This is a genomic window from Telluria sp. GW821-FHT07G12 (assembly GCF_059418525.1).
Window position 1 is genome coordinate 188,111 of record NZ_JBWKQA010000001.1, and the last position, 21,265, is coordinate 209,375.

Consider the following 21,265-nt stretch of genomic DNA (forward strand, 5'->3'; position numbering starts at 1 on the left):
GCTGCTTGGTTTTATCGCGCGATGGTGTTGGTGCGCTTGATCTTGTTCTGGAGCTGGATGATGCCGTACAGCAGAGCTTCAGCGGTCGGCGGGCAGCCCGGGACATAGACATCGACCGGCACGATGCGGTCGCAGCCGCGCACGACGGAGTACGAGTAGTGGTAGTAGCCGCCGCCGTTGGCACAGGAACCCATCGAGATCACCCAGCGCGGCTCGGCCATCTGGTCGTAGACCTTGCGCAGCGCCGGCGCCATCTTGTTGCACAGGGTGCCGGCAACGATCATCACGTCGGACTGGCGCGGCGACGGGCGGAACACGACGCCGAAGCGGTCCAGGTCGTAACGGGCGGCGCCCGCGTGCATCATTTCGACCGCGCAGCAAGCCAGGCCGAACGTCATCGGCCACATCGAACCGGTGCGGGCCCAGTTGATCAGCTTATCGGCTGTGGTGGTAACAAAACCTTCGTTTAAAACGCCTTCAATAGCCATGGCTTATTCCCAATCAAGGGCACCTTTCTTCCAGATGTACCAGAAACCGACGACGAATTCGGCGATGAAGACCATCATCGTGACGAACGCCGGCCAGCCCAGGTCGCGCATCGAGACGCCCCAAGGGAAGAAGAATGCCGTTTCCAGATCAAACAAAATAAACAGGATCGCGACCAGGTAGTACCGGACGTCGAATTTCATGCGCGCATCTTCGAATGCTTCGAAACCGCATTCGTACGGCGACAGCTTGGCAGCGTCGGGACGGTGCGGCGCAATGATGCGGCCAAGGACTTGCGGAGCGACGCCAACGCCGATGCCGACAAGAAGGAACAAAAGGACGGGGAAGTAATTCTCGAGGTTCACAGCAGAGAAGCCTTATTGAACGATCGGTTGATAAAACACTGCATGGCTGCAGCACCGCATCGAACAACCCTGGCTTTATGCCTACCACCAGGATCGTACGATCAAGACTCCTGGAAACCACACCAGGAGCCCTGAAGATCCTCGTAAAAAAGCCAGCTAAGGCAAGGAGCGGAGCTCTGCGCCCTAGCTGGCTTCTGTATCTTGGTGCCGACGGCGAGACTCGAACTCGCACAGCTTGCGCCACTACCCCCTCAAGATAGCGTGTCTACCAATTTCACCACGTCGGCTGGAGACCAGTATTCTACCCTGCCTTAGCACTATTTTTCAATGCTCAAATTGCGCTAGCACAAGGAAAATACTGTTTTTCTCTACTTTGTTTTCGCTGTATTCACAGCCTGGCGGGGTCGAGAAGCCGCCAGGGCTTGCTGGCGGAGAGAACCCGCCGATACTACACCACCCCGCACAAGCCTGCACGGAGGGGCCCGCTATTGCCGTGCGGACCGGATTTGCCGATACCTGGCCGATTACTTGGCCGGTGCAGGTGCCGGCGCCGGAGCAGCCGGAACTGCAGCAGCCGGGGCGCTCGGGACGTCCTGGGTTGCAGCCGGCGCTGCCGGCGCAGCGGCCGGTGCCGGGGCGGTGTTCGGAACGGCATTGCCCGCGTTGTTCGCCGGCGCGGTGGCAGGCGCCGGAGCGCGCTCCATCACGCCGCCGCCCACGCTGGCCGCCGGACGGTTGGTGCCGAAGTAGGCCAGCGCCAGGGTCGAGGCGAAGAAGATCGCTGCGGCGACGGCGGTGGACTTCGACAGGAAGTTCGAAGAACCGCTGGCGCCGAACAGGCTGCCGGAAGCGCCGGAACCGAAAGCGGCGCCCATGTCGGCGCCCTTACCGTGCTGGACGAGCACCAGGCCAATGATGGCCAGAGCGGACAGGACCTGCAGGACAACGACCAGATTGAACAACACGTTCATTATTATTCCATTCCAAGGTTAACTACGTTGCAAATACTTATTCATGGCGCATTCAGGTGGCGTGAATAATAGCGAGAAAATCCTGCGCCTTCAACGCCGCCCCGCCGATCAAGCCGCCATCGATATCGGGCTGCGCCAGCAGTTCGCGCGCATTGTCCGGCTTCATGCTGCCGCCATACAGGATGGCCACGCTGTCCGCCGCCTCCGCATTGCGCGCCTTCAGTTGCGCGCGCAGGCGGGCATGCACTTCCTGCGCCATCTCCGGCGTCGCCGTCCTGCCGGTGCCGATTGCCCATACAGGCTCATAGGCCACCACGATCTTGCCGACGGCGTCGACCGGCAGCAGCTCCAGCACCGCATCGAGCTGGGCGCCGACCACGTCGAAGGTCTGCCCTGCTTCGCGCTGTTCCAGCGTTTCGCCGACGCAGACGATCGGGGTCATGCCTTCTTTCATTACCGCCATCGCCTTCTTCGCCACCAGCTCGCTGCTCTCGCCATGGTAGGCGCGGCGTTCCGAGTGGCCGACGATCACGTAGCGGCAGGCGAAGTCGGACAGCATCTTCGCGCACACTTCGCCCGTGTAGGCGCCGCCTTCATACGCAGAGACATCCTGCGCGCCCCAGGCGATCGGGCTGCCGCGCAAAACTTCTTCGACCTGGTGCAGATAAGGCGCCGGCACACACACGGCGCACGATGCCCTGGCGCCGTCCAGTCCCGCCGCGATGCCCTCGAGCAGCGCTGCATTGACTGCGCGGCTGCCGTTCATCTTCCAGTTGCCTACGATGAGCTTGGGCCGCATCAGAACCTCACGGTCAAATAACCCGCTATTTTAGCGGTCGTTGAAAGGACGGTCAAACTAAGCTTGACCAAGTGCATGTTATTCATGGTTGCTTCCAGAGTAGTGGGTATTCTTTGTCAGGCAGCGGCGACATCGAGCATGATCTTGCCGACGTGGGCGCTGCTCTCCATCAGCGCGTGGGCTTCGGCCGCCTGGGCCAGCGGGAACACGCGATGGATCACCGGCCTGATTTTGCCGGCCTCGATGAGCGGCCAGACGCGTTCGCGCAATTCGCGTGCGATCTGTGCCTTGAAGGCGACCGGGCGCGGGCGCAGGGTCGAGCCGGTGATCGTCAGGCGGCGGCGCAGCACCTGGCCCAGGTCGACCTCGGTGCGGGCGCCGCCCAGCAGTGCGATCAGGTTGATGCGGCCGTCGTCGGCCAGGCAGGCGATTTCGCGCTTGATGTAGTCACCGCCGACCATGTCGAGGATGACGTCGACGCCCTTCCCGCCCGTCAGTTCCTTGACGATGGCCGAAAAATCTTCGGTCCTGTAATTGATGGCGCGCTCGGCGCCCAGCTGTTCGCAGGCGCGGCATTTGTCCTCGCTGCCGGCGGTGGCGAACACGCGGTGGCCCATGGCCGCGGCGAGCTGGATCGCGGTCACGCCGATGCCCGAGCTGCCGCCCTGCACCAGCAGGGTCTCGCCCGGCTGCAGTGCCGAGCGCTGGAACACGTTGCTCCACACGGTAAAGAAGGTCTCGGGCAGCGAGGCGGCTTCGAGCGGGCTCAGGCCCTTCGGCGCCGGCAGGCATTGTTCCAGTGGCGCCGCGCAGTATTCGGCATAGCCGCCGCCCTGAACCAGCGCGCACACCAGGTCGCCCTTTTTAAAGCCGCTGTCTTTCAGATCGCCGTCGACGATTTCGCCGGCCACTTCCAGGCCCGGCAGGTCGGAGGCGCCCGGCGGCACCGGATACTGGCCGAGGCGCTGGAACACGTCCGGACGGTTGACGCCGGCGGCCAGCGCGCGGATCAATACTTCGCCGGCCTTCAGGACGGGCAGCGGACGCTCGCAGGGCTGCAGCACTTCAGGACTGCCGGGCTGGGTGATTTCGATGGCGCGCATGGCTGGCTCTCGGGCGCGGAAACGCCTGTTAAATAAGTGTCAATTGTACGCCACCGGCAACCCGTCACCAAGCGAACGGTCGCGCAAAGATTGCTGATAACGCTATCACCACGCAACTTAATGCTGAGTTGCATCCAAAATGCGACGCGGGTTAGCGCCAGCTCAACAAAAGGGCCGGCCCGCCTTGTTGTCACAGTCGAGGCTGCTAGATTGGCTCAGCAGGCTCATGCATACCGCATGACCATAGCCAAGGAGCGCATCATGAAGCTGAGCTTTCCTGCCCTGCTGGACGCCGGGCGACGCACCTTTCTCATCGCCGGCCTGGCGCTGGCGACCACCCTCGCCGTCGCGCCGCCCGGCGCGCAAGCCCAGAACTGGCCCACCGAGCGCTGGGTCGGCACCTGGGGCGCGGGCCCGGGCGGCCCGCCGCTGCCGGCCAACACGCAGATGTTCACCGACCAGACCGTGCGCCTGATCGTGCACACCAGTATCGGCGGGACCCGGGTCCGGATCCGCCTGTCGAACGAGATGGGCGGCACGCCGCTGCGCATAGCCGCCGCACACATCGCGCTGAGGGCGAGTGGGGCCGACATCCAGGCCGGCACCGACCGTCCGCTGACCTTCAGCGGCAACGCCTCGATCACGATCCCGCCGGGCGCGCCGGTGCTCTCCGATCCGGTCGACCTGAACGTGCCGGCACTGTCCGACCTGGCGATCAGCCTGTATCTGCCGGGTACGGTCGGCGCAAACACCATCCACGGCACCGCCAGCCAGACCAACTATGTCTCGCTGCCAGGCGACTTCACGGGCGCGGCCTCGCTGCCGACCCAGCGCACGATCCTGTCCTGGCCGTACCTAGCCGAGGTCGACGTCGACGGCGGCCAGGCCGCGGGCGGCGCCGCCATCGTCACCCTGGGCGACTCGATCACCGACGGCACCCGCAGCACGCCCGATACCAACAACCGCTGGCCCGACTGGCTGGCGCGGCGCCTGCAGACCGTGCGCGACCCGATCCAGGGCATCAACACCCGCCTGGGCGTGGTCAACCGCGGCATCAGCGGCAACCGCCTGCTGTCGAATCCGCCGGAAGGCTCGCTGGCCGGCCGCAACATCCAGGAACGCTTCGACCGCGACGTGCTGGCCACGGCCGGGGTGCGCTACATGACCCTGATGATCGGCATTAACGACATCGGCAACAGCTCGGCCACGAATCCCGTCTCGGCCGACGACTTGATTGCCGGCTACCGCCAGGTGATCGCGCGTGCGCACGCCAAGGGCATCGCCGTGTATGGCACGACCCTGACCCCGTTCGAGGGCGCCGGTTATTACTCGCCGGAGAAGGACGTGGTGCGCCAGGCCGTCAACAACTGGATCCGTTCGAGCGACGAGTTCGACGCCGTGATCGACTTCGACCGCGTGACGCGCGACCCTGCCCATCCGACGCGCTTCCTGCCGGCGTATGACAGCGGCGATCACCTGCATCCGAACGATTTGGGATACCAGGCGATGGGGAATGCGGTGCCGCTGGAGTTGTTCCTTTCGCTGGGGGCGGCGTATCTGAAGGCGTCTCAAGCGACGAAAGAGTAAACGTCATTCCCGCGAAGGCGGGAATCCATGCTGAGCGTCTTTAGCCAACTCAGCATGGATTCCCGCGTCCGCGGGAATGACGTCGGTTGCCGCTAACTTTTACTTCTTGTCGTTCTTGTGGCTCTGCTGCCCGGCCTTCGCATGCTGCTCGGGCGAGCCGCCGCGGGTGCCGCCGCCACTGCCCTGGCCGCCGCCGCTCTGCTGGCTGGCGCCCCGGTTCTGGCTCTGGCTGTTGCCGTCGTTCTTGTGGCTCATCGAGCCGGCACGGCGCGCCTCTTCCGAATTGAACTCGTGGGCATTGCCGGATGCGTGGGCGGCCTTGCCGCCTTCGGATGCGATTTCGCGCTGCTTCTGCGGGTCCATCGAGGCGAAACCGCGGTTGCTGGTATCGCTCTGGTTGTTGCCCTTGTTGCCGCCGCCTTGGTTATTCGATGCCATGATTACCTCCAGTGATAGTCGGTTTATGCTCCAGCTCGTCTAAAAACTAGCTGAGACATCATCATGGTAGACGCCATGGCTGCGTCCGCCCACCAACAAACCGCCATCACTTTGTAGGACTAAGCCTTAGTGGGACGTGGTCCTGGTCTTTGCATCGAAAAGCCACTCAGGAGCTGGCGCCGCCCGTCTTCGACTGGGTCGGCAGCGCCGTGCCGGGCTTCCAGTTGCGCGACAGCGACTGCGCCTCCTCGATCTGTTCCTGGGTCATCTGGCGCGCGATGTTGGCGCGCTGCTCGGTGGCGTTATGGTGGCCGTTGGCGGCCGCCAGGTTCCACAGCATGTAGGCGATCACCATGTCCTGCGGCATGCCGGCGACGTGGTAGCGGTACATCAGGCCGAGCGCATGCTGGGCGTCCGGGTGGCCCTGCTCGGCCGCCTTGCGGAACCAGGTCACGGCCAGCTTCTGGTCCAGCGGGACCGCGTTGCCGGTGTAGTACATGGCCCCGATCACGTACTGGGCGTCGGCCTTGCCCTGCACCGCCGCCTTGTAGTGCCAGGCGAAGGCCTGCTTGTAGTCGCGCTGCACGCCGCGGCCCATGTAGTACATCAGGCCCAGCAAATGCTGCGCATCCGCGTTGCCGGCCTTGGCAAGCGGGGTGATCTCCTTCAGCGCCAGCGCGTAATTGCGGGCGTTGTAGGCGTTGGCGCCTTCCGTGAAGCCGGCCATCGCACTGCTGTGCAGCCCCAGGGCCAGCAGGATGGCAACGATGTGTTTTCTCATTGTCTCGTTCGGAACGGGATTCTTTTCTTATTTCCAGCTGACCTTGCCCAGCCCGTCGACCGCCACCTTGCGGTTCAGGGGCTTGCCGTACACCGTCACCGAGCCCATGCCGGACAGGCTCAGGCTGGCGTTCTGGTGCGCCGTGACGCTGGCGTTGCCCAGGCCCGACAGGTCGACGTTGACGCTGTCGGTGACGAATTCCTTGGCATCCAGGCTGCCCAGCCCGCCGAGGTCGGCCTTCAGCCATTTGGCGCGCCCGCTCAGGTTCACGAAGCCGGCGCCGCGCAGGTTCAGGTCCACGCCCTCACCGCTCAGGCTCTGCAGGTGCATGCTGCCGATGCCGCCCAGGCTGGCCGACACGAGGCGGTAATTACATGATATCCGCATCGATCCGGCGCCATCCAGGCTCAGTTCCAGCTCGTCCCCCGAGAAGCCGGAGACGTCGGTCGAGCCCACGCTTTCCGAACTCACCTCGCGCAGCGCCGGCAGGGTCAGCTCGGCATGCAGGGAACCCAGGCGCACGCGGCCGTGGATATCGGTATCGATGTTCAGCGTGTCCCCGCTCTGCACGGTGACGGTCTTGGCCAGCCAGCGCGGATCGCCGCTCAAGGTCAGCGTGGCGGCGCTGCCCTGCCGGATCCGCAGGTCGACCGCGCCGTCGAGCTTGACGCGCACCACGCGCGCATCGATGGGGCGCGTCTCGGTGGCGACCTCGGGCGCTGCCTGCGCCAGTCCGACGCCGGCCCAGATGATGGCGGCCGCCGTGCCGAGAGAGAAAACCTTGTTCATCCAAATCTCCGATTCATGTTCTTCTGATGCAAGTTTAGCATCCCACATGATCAGCCTAAGGGACCGGCCCGTCCATGCCCATCGGATTGCGATGAACTGCAGAAATCGCGGACCGAGCGACGCAATGGCAGGGCTGGCATGCAGATGAGTAAAAAGCGGAACCGATAATTATGCATATAAGTTACAAGGGAAACTGTACTTATTTGTCGTAAAAGTTACTTAATTGCATGACATTGCGCTAATATAAAACTGCTGCCCGGTTACGATCCGGACAGATGAACGCAGTTTCGAACAAGCCTAAAAACCAGAGGTTATCAATGCGCATGCGCCTATTACCCGCCCTGCTGGCCGGAGTATCGCTGTCGATGTCCGCGTACGCCGCGAACAGCGACCAGTGGACCCTGCCGGTCCACGTCAAGAAGCTCGACAACGGCCTGACGGTCGTCGTTTCCGAAGACCACAGCTCGCCCACCGTCGGCGTCTCGGTCGTCTACCACGTCGGCATGCGCCTCGAGCCGCGCAACCGCACCGGTTTCGCCCACCTGTTCGAACACCTGATGTTCCAGGGCACCCCGAATGCGCCGAAGGGCACCTTCGACCGCACCATCACCGGCGGCGGCGGCCAGAACAACGGCTCGACCCGTCCGGACTTCACCAACTACATCGAGACCGCGCCGGTGTCCTCGATCGAGCCGATCCTGTGGCTGGAAGCGGACCGCATGAAGACCCTCGACTTCAACCCGGCCACGCTGAAGAACCAGCAGGACGTGGTGAAGGAAGAGATCCGCGTGAACGTGAAGAACCAGCCTTACGGCGGCTTCAACTGGATCGACATCAGCAAGCTGGCCTTCAACAAGTGGGAGAACAACCACGACGGCTACGGCAGCTTCGAAGACCTCGAAGGCGCCAGCCTGGACGATGTGCGCGGCTTCCACCGCGACTACTACGGCCCGAACAACGCGGTGCTGGCGATTGCCGGCGACCTCACCCCGGCCCAGGGCTTCGCGCTGGCGCAAAAATACTTCGGCAGCATTCCGAAACGCGCCACGCCGAAAGGCACCGATTTCACCGAAGGCCTGAACACCGAAGAAAAACGCATCGAACAGAGCGACGCCCTGGCCCAGGTGCCGGCCGTGGCCGCCGCCTGGAAAGTACCGGCCCGCGGAACCAAAGACCAGGCGCCGATGGCCGTGCTGGCCGAACTGCTGGCCGGCAGCGATGCTTCGCTGTTCTACCAGGGCATGGTCAAGGGCCGCCAGATCGCACTGAACATGTCCGGCGGCTTCGGCCTGACCGGCCCGTTCGAATACGACGGCCCGACCCTGTTCACGGTCACCGGCCTGTACAAGCCGAACGGCAGCGCCGACGCCATGCTCGCCGCGATGGACGAAGAGATCGCCAAGGTCGCCAAAGAAGGCGTCGACGAAGCAACCCTGAAACGCGTCAAGACCAGCATGGTGGCCGACTGGAACAACGGCCTGGAAAACATCCTGCGCCGCGCCGACACCCTGGCCAAGCTGCAGACCCTGTGGGGCGACGCCAACGTCGTCAACAAGGTGCCGGGCTGGATCGAAGGCGTGAGCTCGAAGGACATCCAGCGCGTCGCCGCCACCTATCTGGTGAAGAGCAACCGCACCGTGATCGACCGTAAGCCGGTGGCGAAACCCGCCCCGGCGGCCGCCCCGCAGCCGGCGAACAAGGCCGACACCACCCCGGCCCCGGCCGACAAGAAATAAGGAGCCGCATCATGAAGAAACTGATGCTCATCGCCGCCATCTCGATGGCGTTCGCCTCGCAGGCCTTCGCCGCCGAAGCCGCCGCCCCCGTGAAACCGGCCGGCATGCCCGCCTACGGCAAGGACAAGCCGCTGCCAACCCCGCACATCGCCAAGAAGACCCTGGCCAACGGCCTGCAGGTCTGGGTGGTGCCACGCAATGGCGTGCCGCGCGTCGACGCCGTGCTGGCCGTGCGCGGCGCCGGCTACATCGCCGATGACGCCGCCCATGGCGGCTTCGCCAACATGATGGCCGGACTGCTGAACGAAGGCACCGCCAAGCACGACTCGCGCGCCATCGCCGAACTGGCCCAGGGCCTGGGCGGTTCGGTAGGCGCCAGCGCCAGCGCCGACGGCGTCACCGTCAGCGCCAACGCCCTCGCCTCGCAAGCCGGTCCGATGATGCAGCTGCTGGCCGAAGTGGCGCGCACACCAGTGTTCCCGGCCAAGGAAGTGGCGCTTGCCAAGGCCAACGCCCTGCAGGCCCTGCGCGTCCAGGAAACCCAGCCGCGCTTCCGCGCCGAGCGCGCCCTCAACCGCGCCGTATTCGGCGATCACCCCTACGGCCATACCACGCCGACCGTCGACGCCATCAATTCGGTCGACGAGGCCCTGCTCAAGTCCGAACACGCGAAGCGCTTCCGTCCGGACCAGGCGCTGCTGGTGATCACCGGCCGCATCAAGGAAGCGGACGCCATGAAGCTGGCGCAGCAGGCTTTCGGTGACTGGAAAGCGGAAGGCGCCGCCCCGGTGGCAAGCGCCAAGGCGCCTGGCGCCGCCAAGCCGGTCCACGTGCTGCTGGAACGTCCGGGTAGCGTGCAGTCGACCGTCCGCCTGGGTGCTTCGGGCATCGCCGCCACCGACGCCGACCAGGTGCCGCTGCGCCTTGCCAGCACGGTGCTGGGCGGCGGCTTCTCGAGCCGCGTCAACATCAATCTGCGTGAAGAAAAGGGCTATACCTACGGCGCCTCCGCCGGCGCGCGCATGATGCGCGAAAGCGGCAGCATCGTCGGCGGCGCCGACGTGCGCAACGAGGTGACCGGCGCAGCCATCGGCGAGTACTTCAAGGAGTACAAGCGCATCGGCAGCGAACTGATCTCCCCGCAGGAGATGGAGATGCACAAGCGCTACGTGGCCGGCAGCTACGTGCTGAGCAACCAGATGCAGCGCGCGGTCGCGGGCACCCTCGCCGCCAACTGGCTGGTCGGCCTGCCGGCCGAGTACCTGGTCCAGTACGTGCCGATGATCCAGAAGGTCACGCCGGAACAGGTGCGGGATGTCTCGAAGAAATACTTCAACCCCGAGAACCAGTCGATCGTGGTGGTCGGCGATAGCAAGGCGGTCGGCGAGCAGCTGAAGGCCTTCGGCGACTTTACGGTCACCGACAAGTAATCGCGCTGCACAGGCGTGCAAAATCCTCCCGGGTGCGAGCCCGGGAGGATTTTTTTACGTCTGGCAAAAGATTATTTTTTGGCCGACTGCTTGTTGCCGGCATGCGAGGACTGCTTGGTCTCGCCATGCTCGGCACGCTGCTTGTTGACGACGCGCGCCGCGACTTCTTCCTCGCGGCCGGGGTAGCGGTGTTCCTTCTTGAACTCGGTCTCGAGCTTCTTGAACTCGCGCTCGCGTTTCGGGCTGGCTCCCTTGGGCATGATGGCCTCCGTGTGATGGGTTGACGGTGCCAGATTAGACCGGTTGCGAGCCCGATTCGGTGCGGTGCCACACGTAGGGTGGGCACCCCGTGCCCACGCGTTACGGTTGCATCATGCCGGCGTCCGCGTGGGCACAGGGTGCCCACCCTACCTCAGCCCTGCAGCGCCTTTTCCAGGTCGTCCAGCTCCGCCGGCTTGACCAGGTGCGCATCGAAGCCCGCCTCCAGCGCCTTCTTGCGGTCTTCCGGCGAACCGTAGCCGGTGTGCGCCACCAGGCGGGTCGACCTCAGTTCCGGGTGGCGCTTCAGCATGCGCGCCACCTCGTAGCCGTCGACGTTCGGCAGGCCGATGTCGAGCACGATCACGTCCGGACGCTGCGCCAGCGCCAGCTCGACGATGTCGGCGGCGTCGGCGGTGGTGTGGGCGTCATAGCCCATCTCCGCCAGCAGGAAGGCCATCATCTCCATGGCGTCGACATTGTCGTCGACCAGCAGCACGCGGCGGCCTTTGTTCTCCGGCTGGCCGGCGTCGGCAGCGGGCGCCGCGGGCTGCTGCGGCATCGAGGTGCGCAGCACCGGCAGCTCGACCGTGAAGGTGCTGCCCATGCCGATGCCGGGGCTGGTCGCCGACAGGTGGCCGCCATGCATCTCGAGCAGGCGCGAGACCAGCGACAGGCCGATGCCCAGGCCTTCCGGCGCGCGGTCCGGCGGCACCGCGGCCTGCGCGAACATGCCGAAGATGCGCGGCAGGTTGTCCTCGGCGATGCCGATGCCGTTGTCCTGCACCGAAATGCGCACGATATTGCCGTCGAGCCGGACTTCGACCCGGATGTGCCCGCCCCTCGGCGTGAACTTGGCGGCGTTGTGCAGCAGGTTGCCCATCGACTGGGCCAGCCGCACCGGGTCGCCCGAGACCCAGATCTGGCGCTCCGGCTGGATCACCTCGAGGCGGTGCTCGCGTGCGGCGATCAGCGGGCCGGCGGTCTCGATCGCCTGCGCGATCACGCCGTTCATGTCGACTTCTTCCTTGCGCAGCGCGATCTTGCCTTCCGAGATGCGCGCCACGTCCAATAAATCATCGACCAGGTGTGCCAGGTGGTCGACCTGGCGCGTGATGACTTCGCGTGCGCGTGCCTGGCGGTCGGCCGCGCCGGCCCCGGTCGCGCCCAGCAGCGCGGCCGCATTGCGGATCGGCGACAGCGGATTGCGCAGCTCGTGCGCCAGCGTCGCCAGGAACTCGTTCTTGTTGCTGTCGGCCGCGCGCAGCAGGCTTTCCATCTCCTTGCGCCGCGTGATGTCGCTGGTCACGCGCGCCACCCGGTAGACCTCGTGGCGCGCATCGCGCACCGGGAACAGGCGGTCGCGCACCCAGCGCGTCCCGCCATCCTTGAGGACGATGCGGAACTCGGCCTCGTAATGCGGGTGTTCCTGCAGGCCGCTCCACATGCCCTCGACGTAGGCGCGGTCTTCCGGGTGCACGGCCTCCAGCCAGCTGCCCGGCTCGCGCTCCAGCGACTCGGCGCTGCGGCCCCAGTTCCGTGCATAGGCCGGGCTGACGTATTCCAGAGAGCGCGCCGGCACCGAGAACATCCAGAACACGTCCTCGATATTGTCGGTCAGCTGGCGAAATCGCTCCTCGCTGTCGCGCAGCGCGTTCTGGGTCTGGCGCATGCGCAGCAGCGCATTGACATTGGCGATCAGCTCGTCGGCTTCGATCGGCGCCGCCAGGTAGTTGTCGGCGCCGCCTTCCAGGCCGCGGATCTTGTCGGCGCGCCCGGTCAGCGCGGCGGAGGTCTGCAGCACCAGCACCAGGGCGCTGTCGGGGTCGGCCTTGATGCGGCGGCAGACTTCGATGCCGTTGATGTCCGGGAGCTTCACGTCCAGCAGGACCAGCGAGATGGCATGGCGCTTGACGGCCACCAGTGCATCGGTGCCGTTGGTGGCTTCCATGACCTCGAACCCCGCGCTCTGCAGGATCCGGGTCTTGGCGTAGCGGGCGCCATCGTTGTCGTCGACGTTGAGGATCAGGGTTGGGGTAGTCATCGTCTATCCATCAATATGCGTGAAGCTGCGCGGCAGGATCAGGCTGAAGGTGGAGCCGGCGCCGACCTGGCTTTCCACCTCGACCCGCCCGCCGAGCAGTTCGGCCAGCTTGCGGCACAGCGGCAGTCCGAGTCCCGTGCCCTTGCTACGGCGCTGCAGCGGGTGCTCGATCTGGCTGAATTCCTCGAAAATCAATTGCAGGTTGTCCGGGCTGATGCCGATTCCGGTGTCGGTCACCGCAAAGGTGATGGCGTCCTGCTCGCGATCCCAGCTGGCGCTGACGCGAACCGAGCCCTGCTCGGTGAACTTCAGCGCGTTCGAGATAAAGTTGCGCAGCACCTGGGAGATCTTGCCCTCGTCCGATTCGAAGGCCTCCTCGAAATCCGGGGTCTCGAACACCAGCTCGACCCGGGACTCGTCGACCAGCGGGCGCAGCATGCCCTTGAGCGCGCGGAACAGATTCTCGGGCACCACCGGCGCCAGCTGCAGCTCGACCTTGCCGGCCTCGATCTTGGCCAGGTCGAGCAGGTCGTTGACCAGTTCCGACAGGTCGTTGGCGGCCTTCTCGATGAACTTCACCTGGCGTTCCTGCTCCCCGGTCAGGTCGCCGTCCAGGCGGTCCAGCAGCAGACGGGCCAGTGCGCGGATCGAGGACAGCGGCGTGCGCAGCTCATGGCTGGTGTTCGACAAGAAGCGCGACTTCATTTCGTCCGCCTTGCGCAGGCGCTCGGCCTTGTCCTCGATCTCGGCGTACAGCGCGACGATGCCGCGGTTGGTGTCTTCCAGTTCGCGCGTCAGCTCCAGCAGGTCTTCCTGGCGTTCGCGCAGCTCGGCCAGGGTGGCCACCAGTTCCTGGTTCTGCTGGTGCACTTCGAGGTAGCTGTTGGCGACCGGGCTGTCCTTGGCCAGCTGGGCGCCCAGCTCGGCCAGGCGGGCGCCGTCCACGTAAGCCTGCGGCGGCAGGACCTTGCACATCGTGACCATCGGCGCGCCCGCAGCATCGGTTTCGATCCTGCAGTCGTCCATCAGGCGGTGCGCGGTTACCACGGCGTCGTCCGGCAGAGGGCGGCCCGCCGCCCCGTTGCCGGCGGTGATCGTCATCTCCAGGCACTGGCGCGCCTTGCACAGGCTCACCAGGAAGGCGGCGCGGCCGCCGAAGCCCAGCTGGCAGGCGCCGCGCGCCACTTCCGACACGGCGGTGGCGATGCGCACCTGGTCCTGCTGCGAAAAACCGAGCAGCTTCGATACCTGGCGCGCGCGCTGGCGCACCAGCACCACGTCCTGCTCGCTCGACAGGCCCACATTCAGGATGCGTTGGGCACTCATGCGTGTCCTCCCCGGCGCCGTCCGACCAGCACCAGCGCGTCGTCGCGGCCGCGGATGAAGTCGCGCATCAGGATGCCGGCCACCAGCGCGGGCGCGCGCCCGTGCAGGCCGGGATAATCGTTCAGGTCCCACTGGGTCTGCACGCCGTCCGAGTGCAGGATCACGAGCGCGCCCGGCGGGCAGTCGGCCGTGAATTCCTGCACCTTGCGCATGTTGGCGCCGACGATGCCGTTATGCGAGACCAGCGCGCGCCGCGCTTCGCCGTCGTGGACCACGCAGCTGACGTTGCCGATGCCGGCGAAGCGCACCTGGTTGACCTTGTAATCGATGCGCGCCACCGACAGCGCCGCGCCGCGCGTGATGCGCAGCGCCTCGTGCGCGGTGTGCAGCACCTCGGACGGGCTTGAAGCAGGCCGGCGCTCGAGGGCATGGACCGCCGCGCGCGCAGCCTTGGCCGCTTCCGGGCCGTGGCCGAGGCCGTCGACGCCGAGCAGCGTGGCGCCGTCGAGGTCGCAGCTGGCGGCCCAGCCGTCGCCGCAGGCCTCTTCGCCGCCCATCGGCACGTACAGGGCACCGACTTCGATCCCGCGGGCGGCGGGCGGCGGGCTGCCGCGCCACAGGCGCATGAAGAAGGCAGCGCCCTTGCCGGGCGTCGACCAGACGTCGAATTCGTCGGACTGGCGGCGCAGCGCGCCGAGGCCGTTGCCGGCGGTGCCCGCGGTCGACACACCGTCCTGGATGCTGAATGCGAGGTCGGCGATGCCGGGACCCTTGTCGATCGCCAGCACGTCGATGCCCGCCATCGAAGCGCCCGACTGCGCGCGCATGACGTACAGGGTGCCCTCGCCCGCGTGCTTGAGGATGTTGGTGCCGGCTTCGGTGATCACGATCGCCAGGCGGCCCGTCTGGACGTCGTCGAAGCCCAGTTCGTCGGCCAGTTTCTGGCCTGCGCGCCGGGCGGCGGCGATGTCACTTGCGTGATTGATCGGGAAGACGAGTTGGGGTTGCAGAGAACTGATCAGCGTTTCCATTTGACGATTGACACTGCCGTGCCCTCTCCCGGCCGGGAATCGATCTCGAACTCGTCGGCCAGGCGCTTGGAACCGCTCAGTCCGAGGCCCAGGCCGCCGCCGGTCGTGTAACCGTCGCGCAGGGCCAGGTCGAGGTCGGGGATGCCCGGCCCATTATCCACGAAGATCAGGCCGATCCCGCGTTTGAATCCATCTTCCAGCCCGTCGAGATGCACTTCGCCGCCGCCGCCGTATTTAATCGTGTTGCGCGCCAGTTCGCTGGCGGCGGTCACCAGCTTGGTCTGGTCGACCAGCGACAGGGCGATCGCCACCGCACGCTCGCGCACGTGCTTGCGCAGCCCGACCACGTCCTCGTCGGAGCGGAGGGGCAGCGTCATGCGCGCCGTACGTAGCCGGGCATGAAGCTCGAGCAAAGCGGTGTCGAAAGCCACTGCGTTATTCAGAGCTGCGCTCATCAAAAATGGTTCTTTCCTAACAGGGCCATGCCCTTTTCAACGTTCAGCGCCGTCTTCACGCCGTGCAGGGTCAGGCCCAGCTCGACCAGCGTGATCGCAACTGCCGGCTGCATGCCGACCACCACCGTCTGGGCGTCCAGCACCCGCGCCATGGCGGCGGTGTTGCTGATCATACGCCCGATGAATGAGTCGACCAGGTCCAGCGCGGAAATGTCGATCAGCACGCCCTTGGCATTGTCGCGCACGATGCGCTCGGTCAGGTCGTCCTGCAGCGTCATGGCCAGGCGGTCATGCATATCGACCTGGATCGTCACCAGCAGCAGGTCGCCCATGCGAAGAATCGGAATGCGTTCCATGCGGGTCTCAGCCCTTCTTCACGATCGAGGTGCCGGTGCGCTCGAGCGCCACCACGAAGGCGTCGGCCAGGCTGGCCTTGGTTGTCACGTCTTCCAGGTTGACGCCGAGGTGGACGATGGTCTGGGCGATCTGCGGGCGGATGCCGCTGATGATGCAGTCCGCGCCCATCAGGCGGGCGGCGGCGATGGTCTTCATCAGGTGCTGGGCCACCAGGGTGTCGACGGTCGGCACGCCGGTGATGTCGATGATCGCGATGGCCGCGCCGGTGTCGACGATCTTCTGCAGGATGTTTTCCATCACCACTTGGGTACGCGCCGAATCCAGGGTGCCGATCAGCGGCAGCGCCAGGATGCCGTTCCACAGCTTGACCACCGGGGTCGAGAGTTCCAGCAGTTCCTGCTGCTGGCGCACGATGATCTGGTCGCGGGCGCGCTGGAACACTTCGATGGTGTACAGGCCCATCTTGTCAAGCAGCGAGCTGATGGTCCAGGACGCGTTGGCGAGGCCAACCGGGTCGTCGGCGAAGCCCGCGTTCAGGCGGGTGAACAGCGGCTGCTTGAGCGAGAAGACGAAGGTCGCGGTCTCGCTCGGGGTCGAGCCGCCCTTGGCGCGCGAGGAGGAGATCTCGGCCAGCAGGTCGCGCACTTCGTCCCACGAGCGGTGTTCGATATTCTGCAGTTCACCGCCGCGCGTGCCCTTGGCGAAGGCGGTCAGGAATTGCTGGCAGTGCCTGCGCAGCTGCTCTTTCGAGACCACGTTCGAGCGGACCGTCAGCGCATCCAGCTGCGCCATCCATTCGGCGCCGATGTCGGCCTCGTGTTCCTGGATGATCTGGCTGATGCGGTTCGCGTAGTCCTGAGTGGTCATCTTTCGTTCCTTTGTCCTGGAAGGTTTAAGGCCCTTTTCATTTTGCAACTAGGGCCATTCTGTTAAATGACCAACTATACCATTCATTTCCTCAATGCTACGACACGTTTGCGCGCGCGTTGAATTGCAGGGTGTGGTGCGCAGGGTGCGTCGGGTGTATAAAGTAGCGTCCCTATACTACAGCCATGACACCACTTTCCGACCTGCCGGCGGATTTCCGCGCCATCTTCGAAGCGACGCCGAGCCCCTTCCTGGTGCTGGCGACCGATTTCACAATCATCGCGGTGAACGACGCCTACCTGTCGGCCACCGGAACCACCCGCGCCCTGCTGCTCGGACAGCATCTGTTCGAGGCCTTCCCCGACAATCCGAACGATCCGCACGCAACCGGCGTCGCCCGCCTGCGCGCCTCGCTGGAACGGGTCCTGGCGCGCAGGAAGGCGGACACGATGGAGGTCCAGAAATACGACATCGAGCTGCGCGACAGCCCGGGCCAGTTCGAGGAACGCTACTGGAGCCCGGTCAACACCCCGGTCCTGGACGGCGACGGCGAAGTCGCCTGCATCATACACCGCGTCGAGGACGTGACGAGCCTGATGCGGAGCCAGGCGCGGATGCAGCAGATGGCGTCGGAGATCTCGGCCCAGGCCGTCGAAATCCAGACCGGCCAGGAGCGCACCAGGACGCTGAGCAACGAGCGCGAATACCTGCACTCGCTGCTGATGGCGGTGCCGGTCGCGGTCTCGGTGCTGCTCGGCCCAGAGCACCGCTACTTCCTGCGCAACGATGCGCACGCCGCCCTGTTCCCGCGCGACCATGCGATCGGCAAGACCTTCGAGGAGACGGAGCCGGACAAGCGCGGCGGCCCTGTCCTCGGCATTCTCAACCAGGTCTACCGCACCGGCCTGCCCTACCGCCTGCCGGGCCAGCACATCACCGTGCCGGCGGGTCCGGCCGGCGTGCCGCGCGAGCTCTGCTACGATTTCGCCTGGCACCCGCTGTTCGGCGCCGGCGGCCGGGTCGACGGCGTATTGGCGACCGGCGTCGACGTCACCGAACAGACCAAGGCGCGCCGCGCCATCGAAGAGAGCGAGGCGCGGCTGCACCTGATTGCGAATGCCCTGCCCCAGATCGTCTGGACCGCACGGCCCGACGGCCACACCGACTGGTACAACGACTGGTGGTACCGCTACAGCGGCCTGGCGCGCGGTGCGCGCTGGCAGGACACCGGCGCGCCCCTGCATCCCGACGACATCCAGGAAACCATCAGGCGCTGGAAGCATGCGCGCGAGACCGGCGAGCCCTATGAGGTCGAGCACCGGCTGCTCAGGAAGGCCGACGGCCAGTACCGCTGGCACCTGGCGCGCGCCCACCCGATCCGCGACGAACACGGCCACATCGTGAAGTGGATCGGCAGCGATACCGACATCGAGGAGCAGAAGCAGGTCGAGTGGCGCCTCGGCGAATCCCAGCGCCTGCGCGAGCGCTTCACGAACGCCCTGGCGCACGACCTGCGCAGCCCGCTCTCCACCGCGCTGATGGCGGCGCAGTTCGTGCACCGTTTCAAGCCCGAGGACGCCCAGCGCGATCACCTGCTGCAGACCATCGTCGGCGCCCTCAGGCGGGTCGACGAGATGGTCGAGAACCTGCTCGACGCCAGCCTGCTCGAAGCCGGGCAATCGCTGCCGCTGGCGGCCTCCAGCTGCGACCTGCGCGCCATCGTCGAGCGCACCGTCGCCGACCTCGCGCTGGTGCATGGCCAGCGCATCATCGTCCGCGGCGCCGGCGAAACCCTCGGCTGCTGGAGCGGCGACGGCCTGCGCCGGGTGCTGGAAAACCTGGTGACCAATGCCTTCAAGTACGGCGCGCCGGACACGCCGATCACCGTGGTCCTGGAGCACGCCGTCGACGGGCCGCGGCTGAGCGTCCACAACTACGGCCGCGCGCTCAGCGAAGTCGAAAAGCAGAAGCTGTTCCAGCTGTTCCAGCGTACCGAGACGGCACGGGTGAGCGGCCAGCAGGGCTGGGGGATCGGCCTGGCGGTGGTGAAGGGGATCGTGGAGAGCCATGGCGGCACGGTGGCGGTCGAAAGCGAGCCGGGGGCCGGGACGACGTTTACGATCGAGCTGCCCTGGGATTCGCGGCCGTATTTGGCGTAAAAAAACCGCCAGGCTCACGCACTGGCGGTTTTTTTTGGCTGGCCGCCGAAGCGGCCAAAGGCGCAGGCAGGATTACTGCGCAGCACCCGCCGCCGCGTCATCCGCAGCAGCAGCCTTCATCGACAGCTTCAGGCGGCCGCGCTCGTCGGTCTCGAGGACCTTCACGCGCACTTGCTGGCCTTCCTTCAGGTAGTCGGCCACGGCGTTGACGCGCTCGTTGGCGATCTGCGAGATGTGCAGCAGGCCGTCCTTGCCCGGCATGACTTGCACGATGGCGCCGAAGTCCAGCAGCTTCAGCACGGTACCGTCGTAGGTCTTGCCCACTTCGACCGATGCGGTCAGCTCTTCGATGCGGCGCTTGGCTTCCTGGCCGGCGGCGGCGTCGACCGACGCGATGGTCACGATGCCTTCGTCGGTGATGTCGATCTGGGTGCCGGTTTCTTCGGTCAGCGCGCGGATGACTGCGCCGCCCTTGCCGATCACGTCACGGATCTTTTCCGGGTTGATGCGGATGGTGATCAGGCGCGGTGCGAAGTCCGACAGCTCGGTCTTCACGCTCGGCACGGCCTTCTGCATCTCGACCAGGATGTGCTGGCGGGCTTCCTTGGCTTGCGCCAGCGCCACCTGCATGATTTCCTTGGTGATGCCCTGGATCTTGATGTCCATCTGCAGCGCGGTGATGCCCGCGGTGGTACCGGCCACCTTGAAGTCCATGTCGCCCAGGTGGTCTTCATCGCCCAGGATGTCGGTCAGGACTGCGAACTTGCCGCCTTCCTTGATCAGGCCCATGGCAATGCCGGCCACGTGTGCCTTCATCGGCACGCCGGCGTCCATCAGTGCCAGGCAGCCGCCGCAGACCGAAGCCATCGACGAGGAGCCGTTCGACTCGGTGATTTCCGAAACCAGGCGCACCGAGTAGCTGAACTCTTCCGGCGACGGCAGCGCAGCGACCAGCGCGCGCTTGGCCAAGCGGCCGTGGCCGATTTCGCGGCGCTTCGGGGTGCCCACACGGCCGGTTTCGCCGGTGGCGAACGGAGGCATGTTGTAGTGCATCATGAAGTCGTCGGTGTACTCGCCCATCAGCGCGTCGATCTTCTGGCTGTCGCGGCCGGTGCCGAGAGTGGCGATGACCAGCGCCTGGGTTTCACCGCGGGTGAACAGGGCCGAGCCGTGGGTACGCGGCAGGACGCTGGTGCGGATCGAGATCGGACGCACGGTGCGGGTGTCGCGGCCGTCGATACGCGGCTCGCCTTCCAGGATCTGCGAACGCACGACCTTGGCTTCCATGTCGAACAGGATGTTGCCGACCTCGGCCGCATCGGCTTCGATGCCCTGCTCCTGCAGGCCGGCCATGACTTCGCCCGACAGCGACTTCAGCTTCTGCTGGCGCGCCGATTTTTCGCGGGTCTGGTAGGCGTCGCGCACCTTGGCTTCGGCCAGCTGGGCGACTTGTGCGATCAGGGTTTCGTTCTTCGGCGCCGGGCTCCATTCGATTTCCGGCTTGCCGCCTTCTTCGACCAGAGCGTGGATGGCGTCGATGACCGCCTTCATCTGCTCGTGGCCGTAGACGACCGCGCCCAGCATGACTTCTTCGGACAGCTGCTGCGCTTCCGATTCGACCATCAGCACGGCGTGCTCGGTACCGGCGACGACCAGGTCCATCTGCGAGGTCTTGAGCTGGGTGGTGGTCGGGTTCAGGATGTACTGGCCGTTGGCGTAGCCGACGCGGGCGGCGCCGATCGGGCCGCTGAACGGGATGCCGGCCACGCACAGGGCGGCCGAGGCGCCGATCATCGCAGGGATGTCCGGATCGATTTCAGGGTTCACGGACAGCACGTGGATGATGACCTGGACTTCGTTCAGGTAACCTTCCGGGAACAGCGGGCGGATCGGACGGTCGATCAGGCGCGACGTCAGGGTCTCCTTCTCCGACGGACGGCCTTCGCGCTTGAAGAAGCCGCCCGGGATCTTGCCGGCGGCGTAGCTCTTCTCGATGTAGTCGACGGTCAGCGGAAAGAAGTCCTGGCCCGGCTTGGCGTCTTTCTTCGCCACCACGGTTGCCAGGACGACGGTGTCCTCGACCGACACGACGACGGCGCCGCTGGCCTGGCGAGCGATTTCGCCGGTCTCCAGGGTCACGGTGTGATCGCCGTACTGGAAGGTTTTCGTAACTTTGTTAAACATGGGTAATCCCTTTCTATTTGCCGACAGATTTTCAGGCGCTGTCGTTCACCTCACCACAATTCCAACCAATAATCAGTCGGGGTCAGAGCCCACCCGTGA

At 65.6% G+C, this 21,265-nt stretch carries 20 protein-coding genes and 1 tRNA gene; 4 read left to right on the forward strand and 17 right to left on the reverse strand.

The window, feature by feature from the left end; all coding sequences use genetic code 11:
* Positions 1 to 11 precede the first annotated feature (11 nt).
* From AC07PE_RS00900 to AC07PE_RS00925, 6 genes are all read right to left on the reverse strand, one after another.
* Complete coding sequence (locus tag AC07PE_RS00900) at positions 12 to 488, reverse strand: NuoB/complex I 20 kDa subunit family protein (RefSeq protein ID WP_135190173.1); 477 nt, start codon at positions 486 to 488, stop codon at positions 12 to 14.
* A gap of 3 nt (positions 489 to 491) precedes the next feature.
* Positions 492 to 851 carry an NADH-quinone oxidoreductase subunit A gene (locus AC07PE_RS00905; RefSeq protein ID WP_230029838.1) on the reverse strand — a complete coding sequence of 120 codons (360 nt, stop codon included), beginning with the start codon at positions 849 to 851 and terminating at the stop codon, positions 492 to 494.
* Positions 852 to 1,053: 202 nt separating this feature from the next.
* A tRNA-Leu gene (locus AC07PE_RS00910) sits at positions 1,054 to 1,138 on the reverse strand.
* 237 nt (positions 1,139 to 1,375) lie between these two features.
* Complete coding sequence (secG, locus tag AC07PE_RS00915) at positions 1,376 to 1,822, reverse strand: preprotein translocase subunit SecG (RefSeq protein ID WP_498760772.1); 447 nt, start codon at positions 1,820 to 1,822, stop codon at positions 1,376 to 1,378.
* 52 nt (positions 1,823 to 1,874) lie between these two features.
* Positions 1,875 to 2,621, reverse strand: a complete 747-nt coding sequence (gene tpiA, locus AC07PE_RS00920; protein ID WP_498760773.1) for a triose-phosphate isomerase — start codon at positions 2,619 to 2,621, stop codon at positions 1,875 to 1,877.
* Between the two features lie 116 nt (positions 2,622 to 2,737).
* A complete protein-coding gene (locus AC07PE_RS00925) occupies positions 2,738 to 3,724 on the reverse strand; it encodes an NAD(P)H-quinone oxidoreductase (protein WP_498760774.1) in 987 nt (328 codons plus the stop codon).
* 261 nt (positions 3,725 to 3,985) lie between these two features.
* Between AC07PE_RS00925 and AC07PE_RS00930 the strand changes: the two genes are divergently transcribed.
* On the forward strand, positions 3,986 to 5,311 hold the full coding sequence (locus AC07PE_RS00930) for an SGNH/GDSL hydrolase family protein (RefSeq protein ID WP_498760775.1): 1,326 nt from the start codon (positions 3,986 to 3,988) through the stop codon (positions 5,309 to 5,311).
* A 99-nt stretch (positions 5,312 to 5,410) separates the two neighbouring features.
* On the opposite strand, the gene AC07PE_RS00935 is transcribed toward AC07PE_RS00930, so the two are convergent.
* The 3 genes from AC07PE_RS00935 to AC07PE_RS00945 form a co-directional block, all read right to left on the reverse strand.
* Complete coding sequence (locus AC07PE_RS00935) at positions 5,411 to 5,749, reverse strand: KGG domain-containing protein (RefSeq protein ID WP_498760776.1); 339 nt, start codon at positions 5,747 to 5,749, stop codon at positions 5,411 to 5,413.
* Positions 5,750 to 5,915: 166 nt separating this feature from the next.
* Positions 5,916 to 6,530 (reverse strand): tetratricopeptide repeat protein, encoded by a 615-nt coding sequence (locus AC07PE_RS00940; RefSeq protein WP_498760777.1) that lies wholly within the window; start codon positions 6,528 to 6,530, stop codon positions 5,916 to 5,918.
* A gap of 27 nt (positions 6,531 to 6,557) precedes the next feature.
* Complete coding sequence (locus AC07PE_RS00945; RefSeq protein ID WP_498760778.1) at positions 6,558 to 7,319, reverse strand: GIN domain-containing protein; 762 nt, start codon at positions 7,317 to 7,319, stop codon at positions 6,558 to 6,560.
* 323 nt (positions 7,320 to 7,642) lie between these two features.
* On the opposite strand from AC07PE_RS00945, the gene AC07PE_RS00950 reads away from it, so the two are divergent.
* Together AC07PE_RS00950 and AC07PE_RS00955 are read left to right on the forward strand one after the other, a co-directional pair.
* Positions 7,643 to 9,055, forward strand: a complete 1,413-nt coding sequence (locus AC07PE_RS00950) for a M16 family metallopeptidase (RefSeq protein WP_498760779.1) — start codon at positions 7,643 to 7,645, stop codon at positions 9,053 to 9,055.
* Between the two features lie 11 nt (positions 9,056 to 9,066).
* Positions 9,067 to 10,485, forward strand: coding sequence for a M16 family metallopeptidase (locus AC07PE_RS00955; protein WP_498760780.1), 1,419 nt, complete (start codon positions 9,067 to 9,069; stop codon positions 10,483 to 10,485).
* Between the two features lie 71 nt (positions 10,486 to 10,556).
* On the opposite strand, the gene AC07PE_RS00960 is transcribed toward AC07PE_RS00955, so the two are convergent.
* The 7 genes from AC07PE_RS00960 to AC07PE_RS00990 all read right to left on the reverse strand — a co-directional run bounded on the left by AC07PE_RS00960 (position 10,557) and on the right by AC07PE_RS00990 (position 16,823).
* Entirely contained in the window at positions 10,557 to 10,745 is a 189-nt protein-coding gene (locus AC07PE_RS00960) for a hypothetical protein (protein ID WP_498760781.1), read from the reverse strand.
* Between the two features lie 152 nt (positions 10,746 to 10,897).
* Complete coding sequence (locus AC07PE_RS00965; protein WP_498760782.1) at positions 10,898 to 12,787, reverse strand: ATP-binding response regulator; 1,890 nt, start codon at positions 12,785 to 12,787, stop codon at positions 10,898 to 10,900.
* A gap of 3 nt (positions 12,788 to 12,790) precedes the next feature.
* Entirely contained in the window at positions 12,791 to 14,113 is a 1,323-nt protein-coding gene (locus AC07PE_RS00970) for an ATP-binding protein (RefSeq protein ID WP_498760783.1), read from the reverse strand.
* On the reverse strand, positions 14,110 to 15,144 hold the full coding sequence (locus AC07PE_RS00975) for a SpoIIE family protein phosphatase (protein WP_498760784.1): 1,035 nt from the start codon (positions 15,142 to 15,144) through the stop codon (positions 14,110 to 14,112). Before AC07PE_RS00975 ends, AC07PE_RS00970 begins: the two co-directional genes overlap by 4 nt.
* Positions 15,132 to 15,521 (reverse strand): anti-sigma regulatory factor, encoded by a 390-nt coding sequence (locus AC07PE_RS00980; protein WP_498760785.1) that lies wholly within the window; start codon positions 15,519 to 15,521, stop codon positions 15,132 to 15,134. Before AC07PE_RS00980 ends, AC07PE_RS00975 begins: the two co-directional genes overlap by 13 nt.
* A 77-nt stretch (positions 15,522 to 15,598) precedes the next feature.
* Positions 15,599 to 15,955 carry an STAS domain-containing protein gene (locus AC07PE_RS00985; protein ID WP_498760786.1) on the reverse strand — a complete coding sequence of 119 codons (357 nt, stop codon included), beginning with the start codon at positions 15,953 to 15,955 and terminating at the stop codon, positions 15,599 to 15,601.
* Between the two features lie 7 nt (positions 15,956 to 15,962).
* Positions 15,963 to 16,823 (reverse strand): STAS domain-containing protein, encoded by an 861-nt coding sequence (locus tag AC07PE_RS00990; RefSeq protein ID WP_498760787.1) that lies wholly within the window; start codon positions 16,821 to 16,823, stop codon positions 15,963 to 15,965.
* A gap of 185 nt (positions 16,824 to 17,008) precedes the next feature.
* On the opposite strand from AC07PE_RS00990, the gene AC07PE_RS00995 reads away from it, so the two are divergent.
* On the forward strand, positions 17,009 to 18,982 hold the full coding sequence (locus tag AC07PE_RS00995; RefSeq protein ID WP_498760788.1) for a sensor histidine kinase: 1,974 nt from the start codon (positions 17,009 to 17,011) through the stop codon (positions 18,980 to 18,982).
* Between the two features lie 72 nt (positions 18,983 to 19,054).
* Here the strand turns inward: AC07PE_RS00995 and pnp are convergent, their stop codons facing one another.
* Positions 19,055 to 21,166, reverse strand: coding sequence for a polyribonucleotide nucleotidyltransferase (gene pnp / locus AC07PE_RS01000; protein ID WP_498760789.1), 2,112 nt, complete (start codon positions 21,164 to 21,166; stop codon positions 19,055 to 19,057).
* Between the last annotated feature and the right edge of the window lie 99 nt (positions 21,167 to 21,265).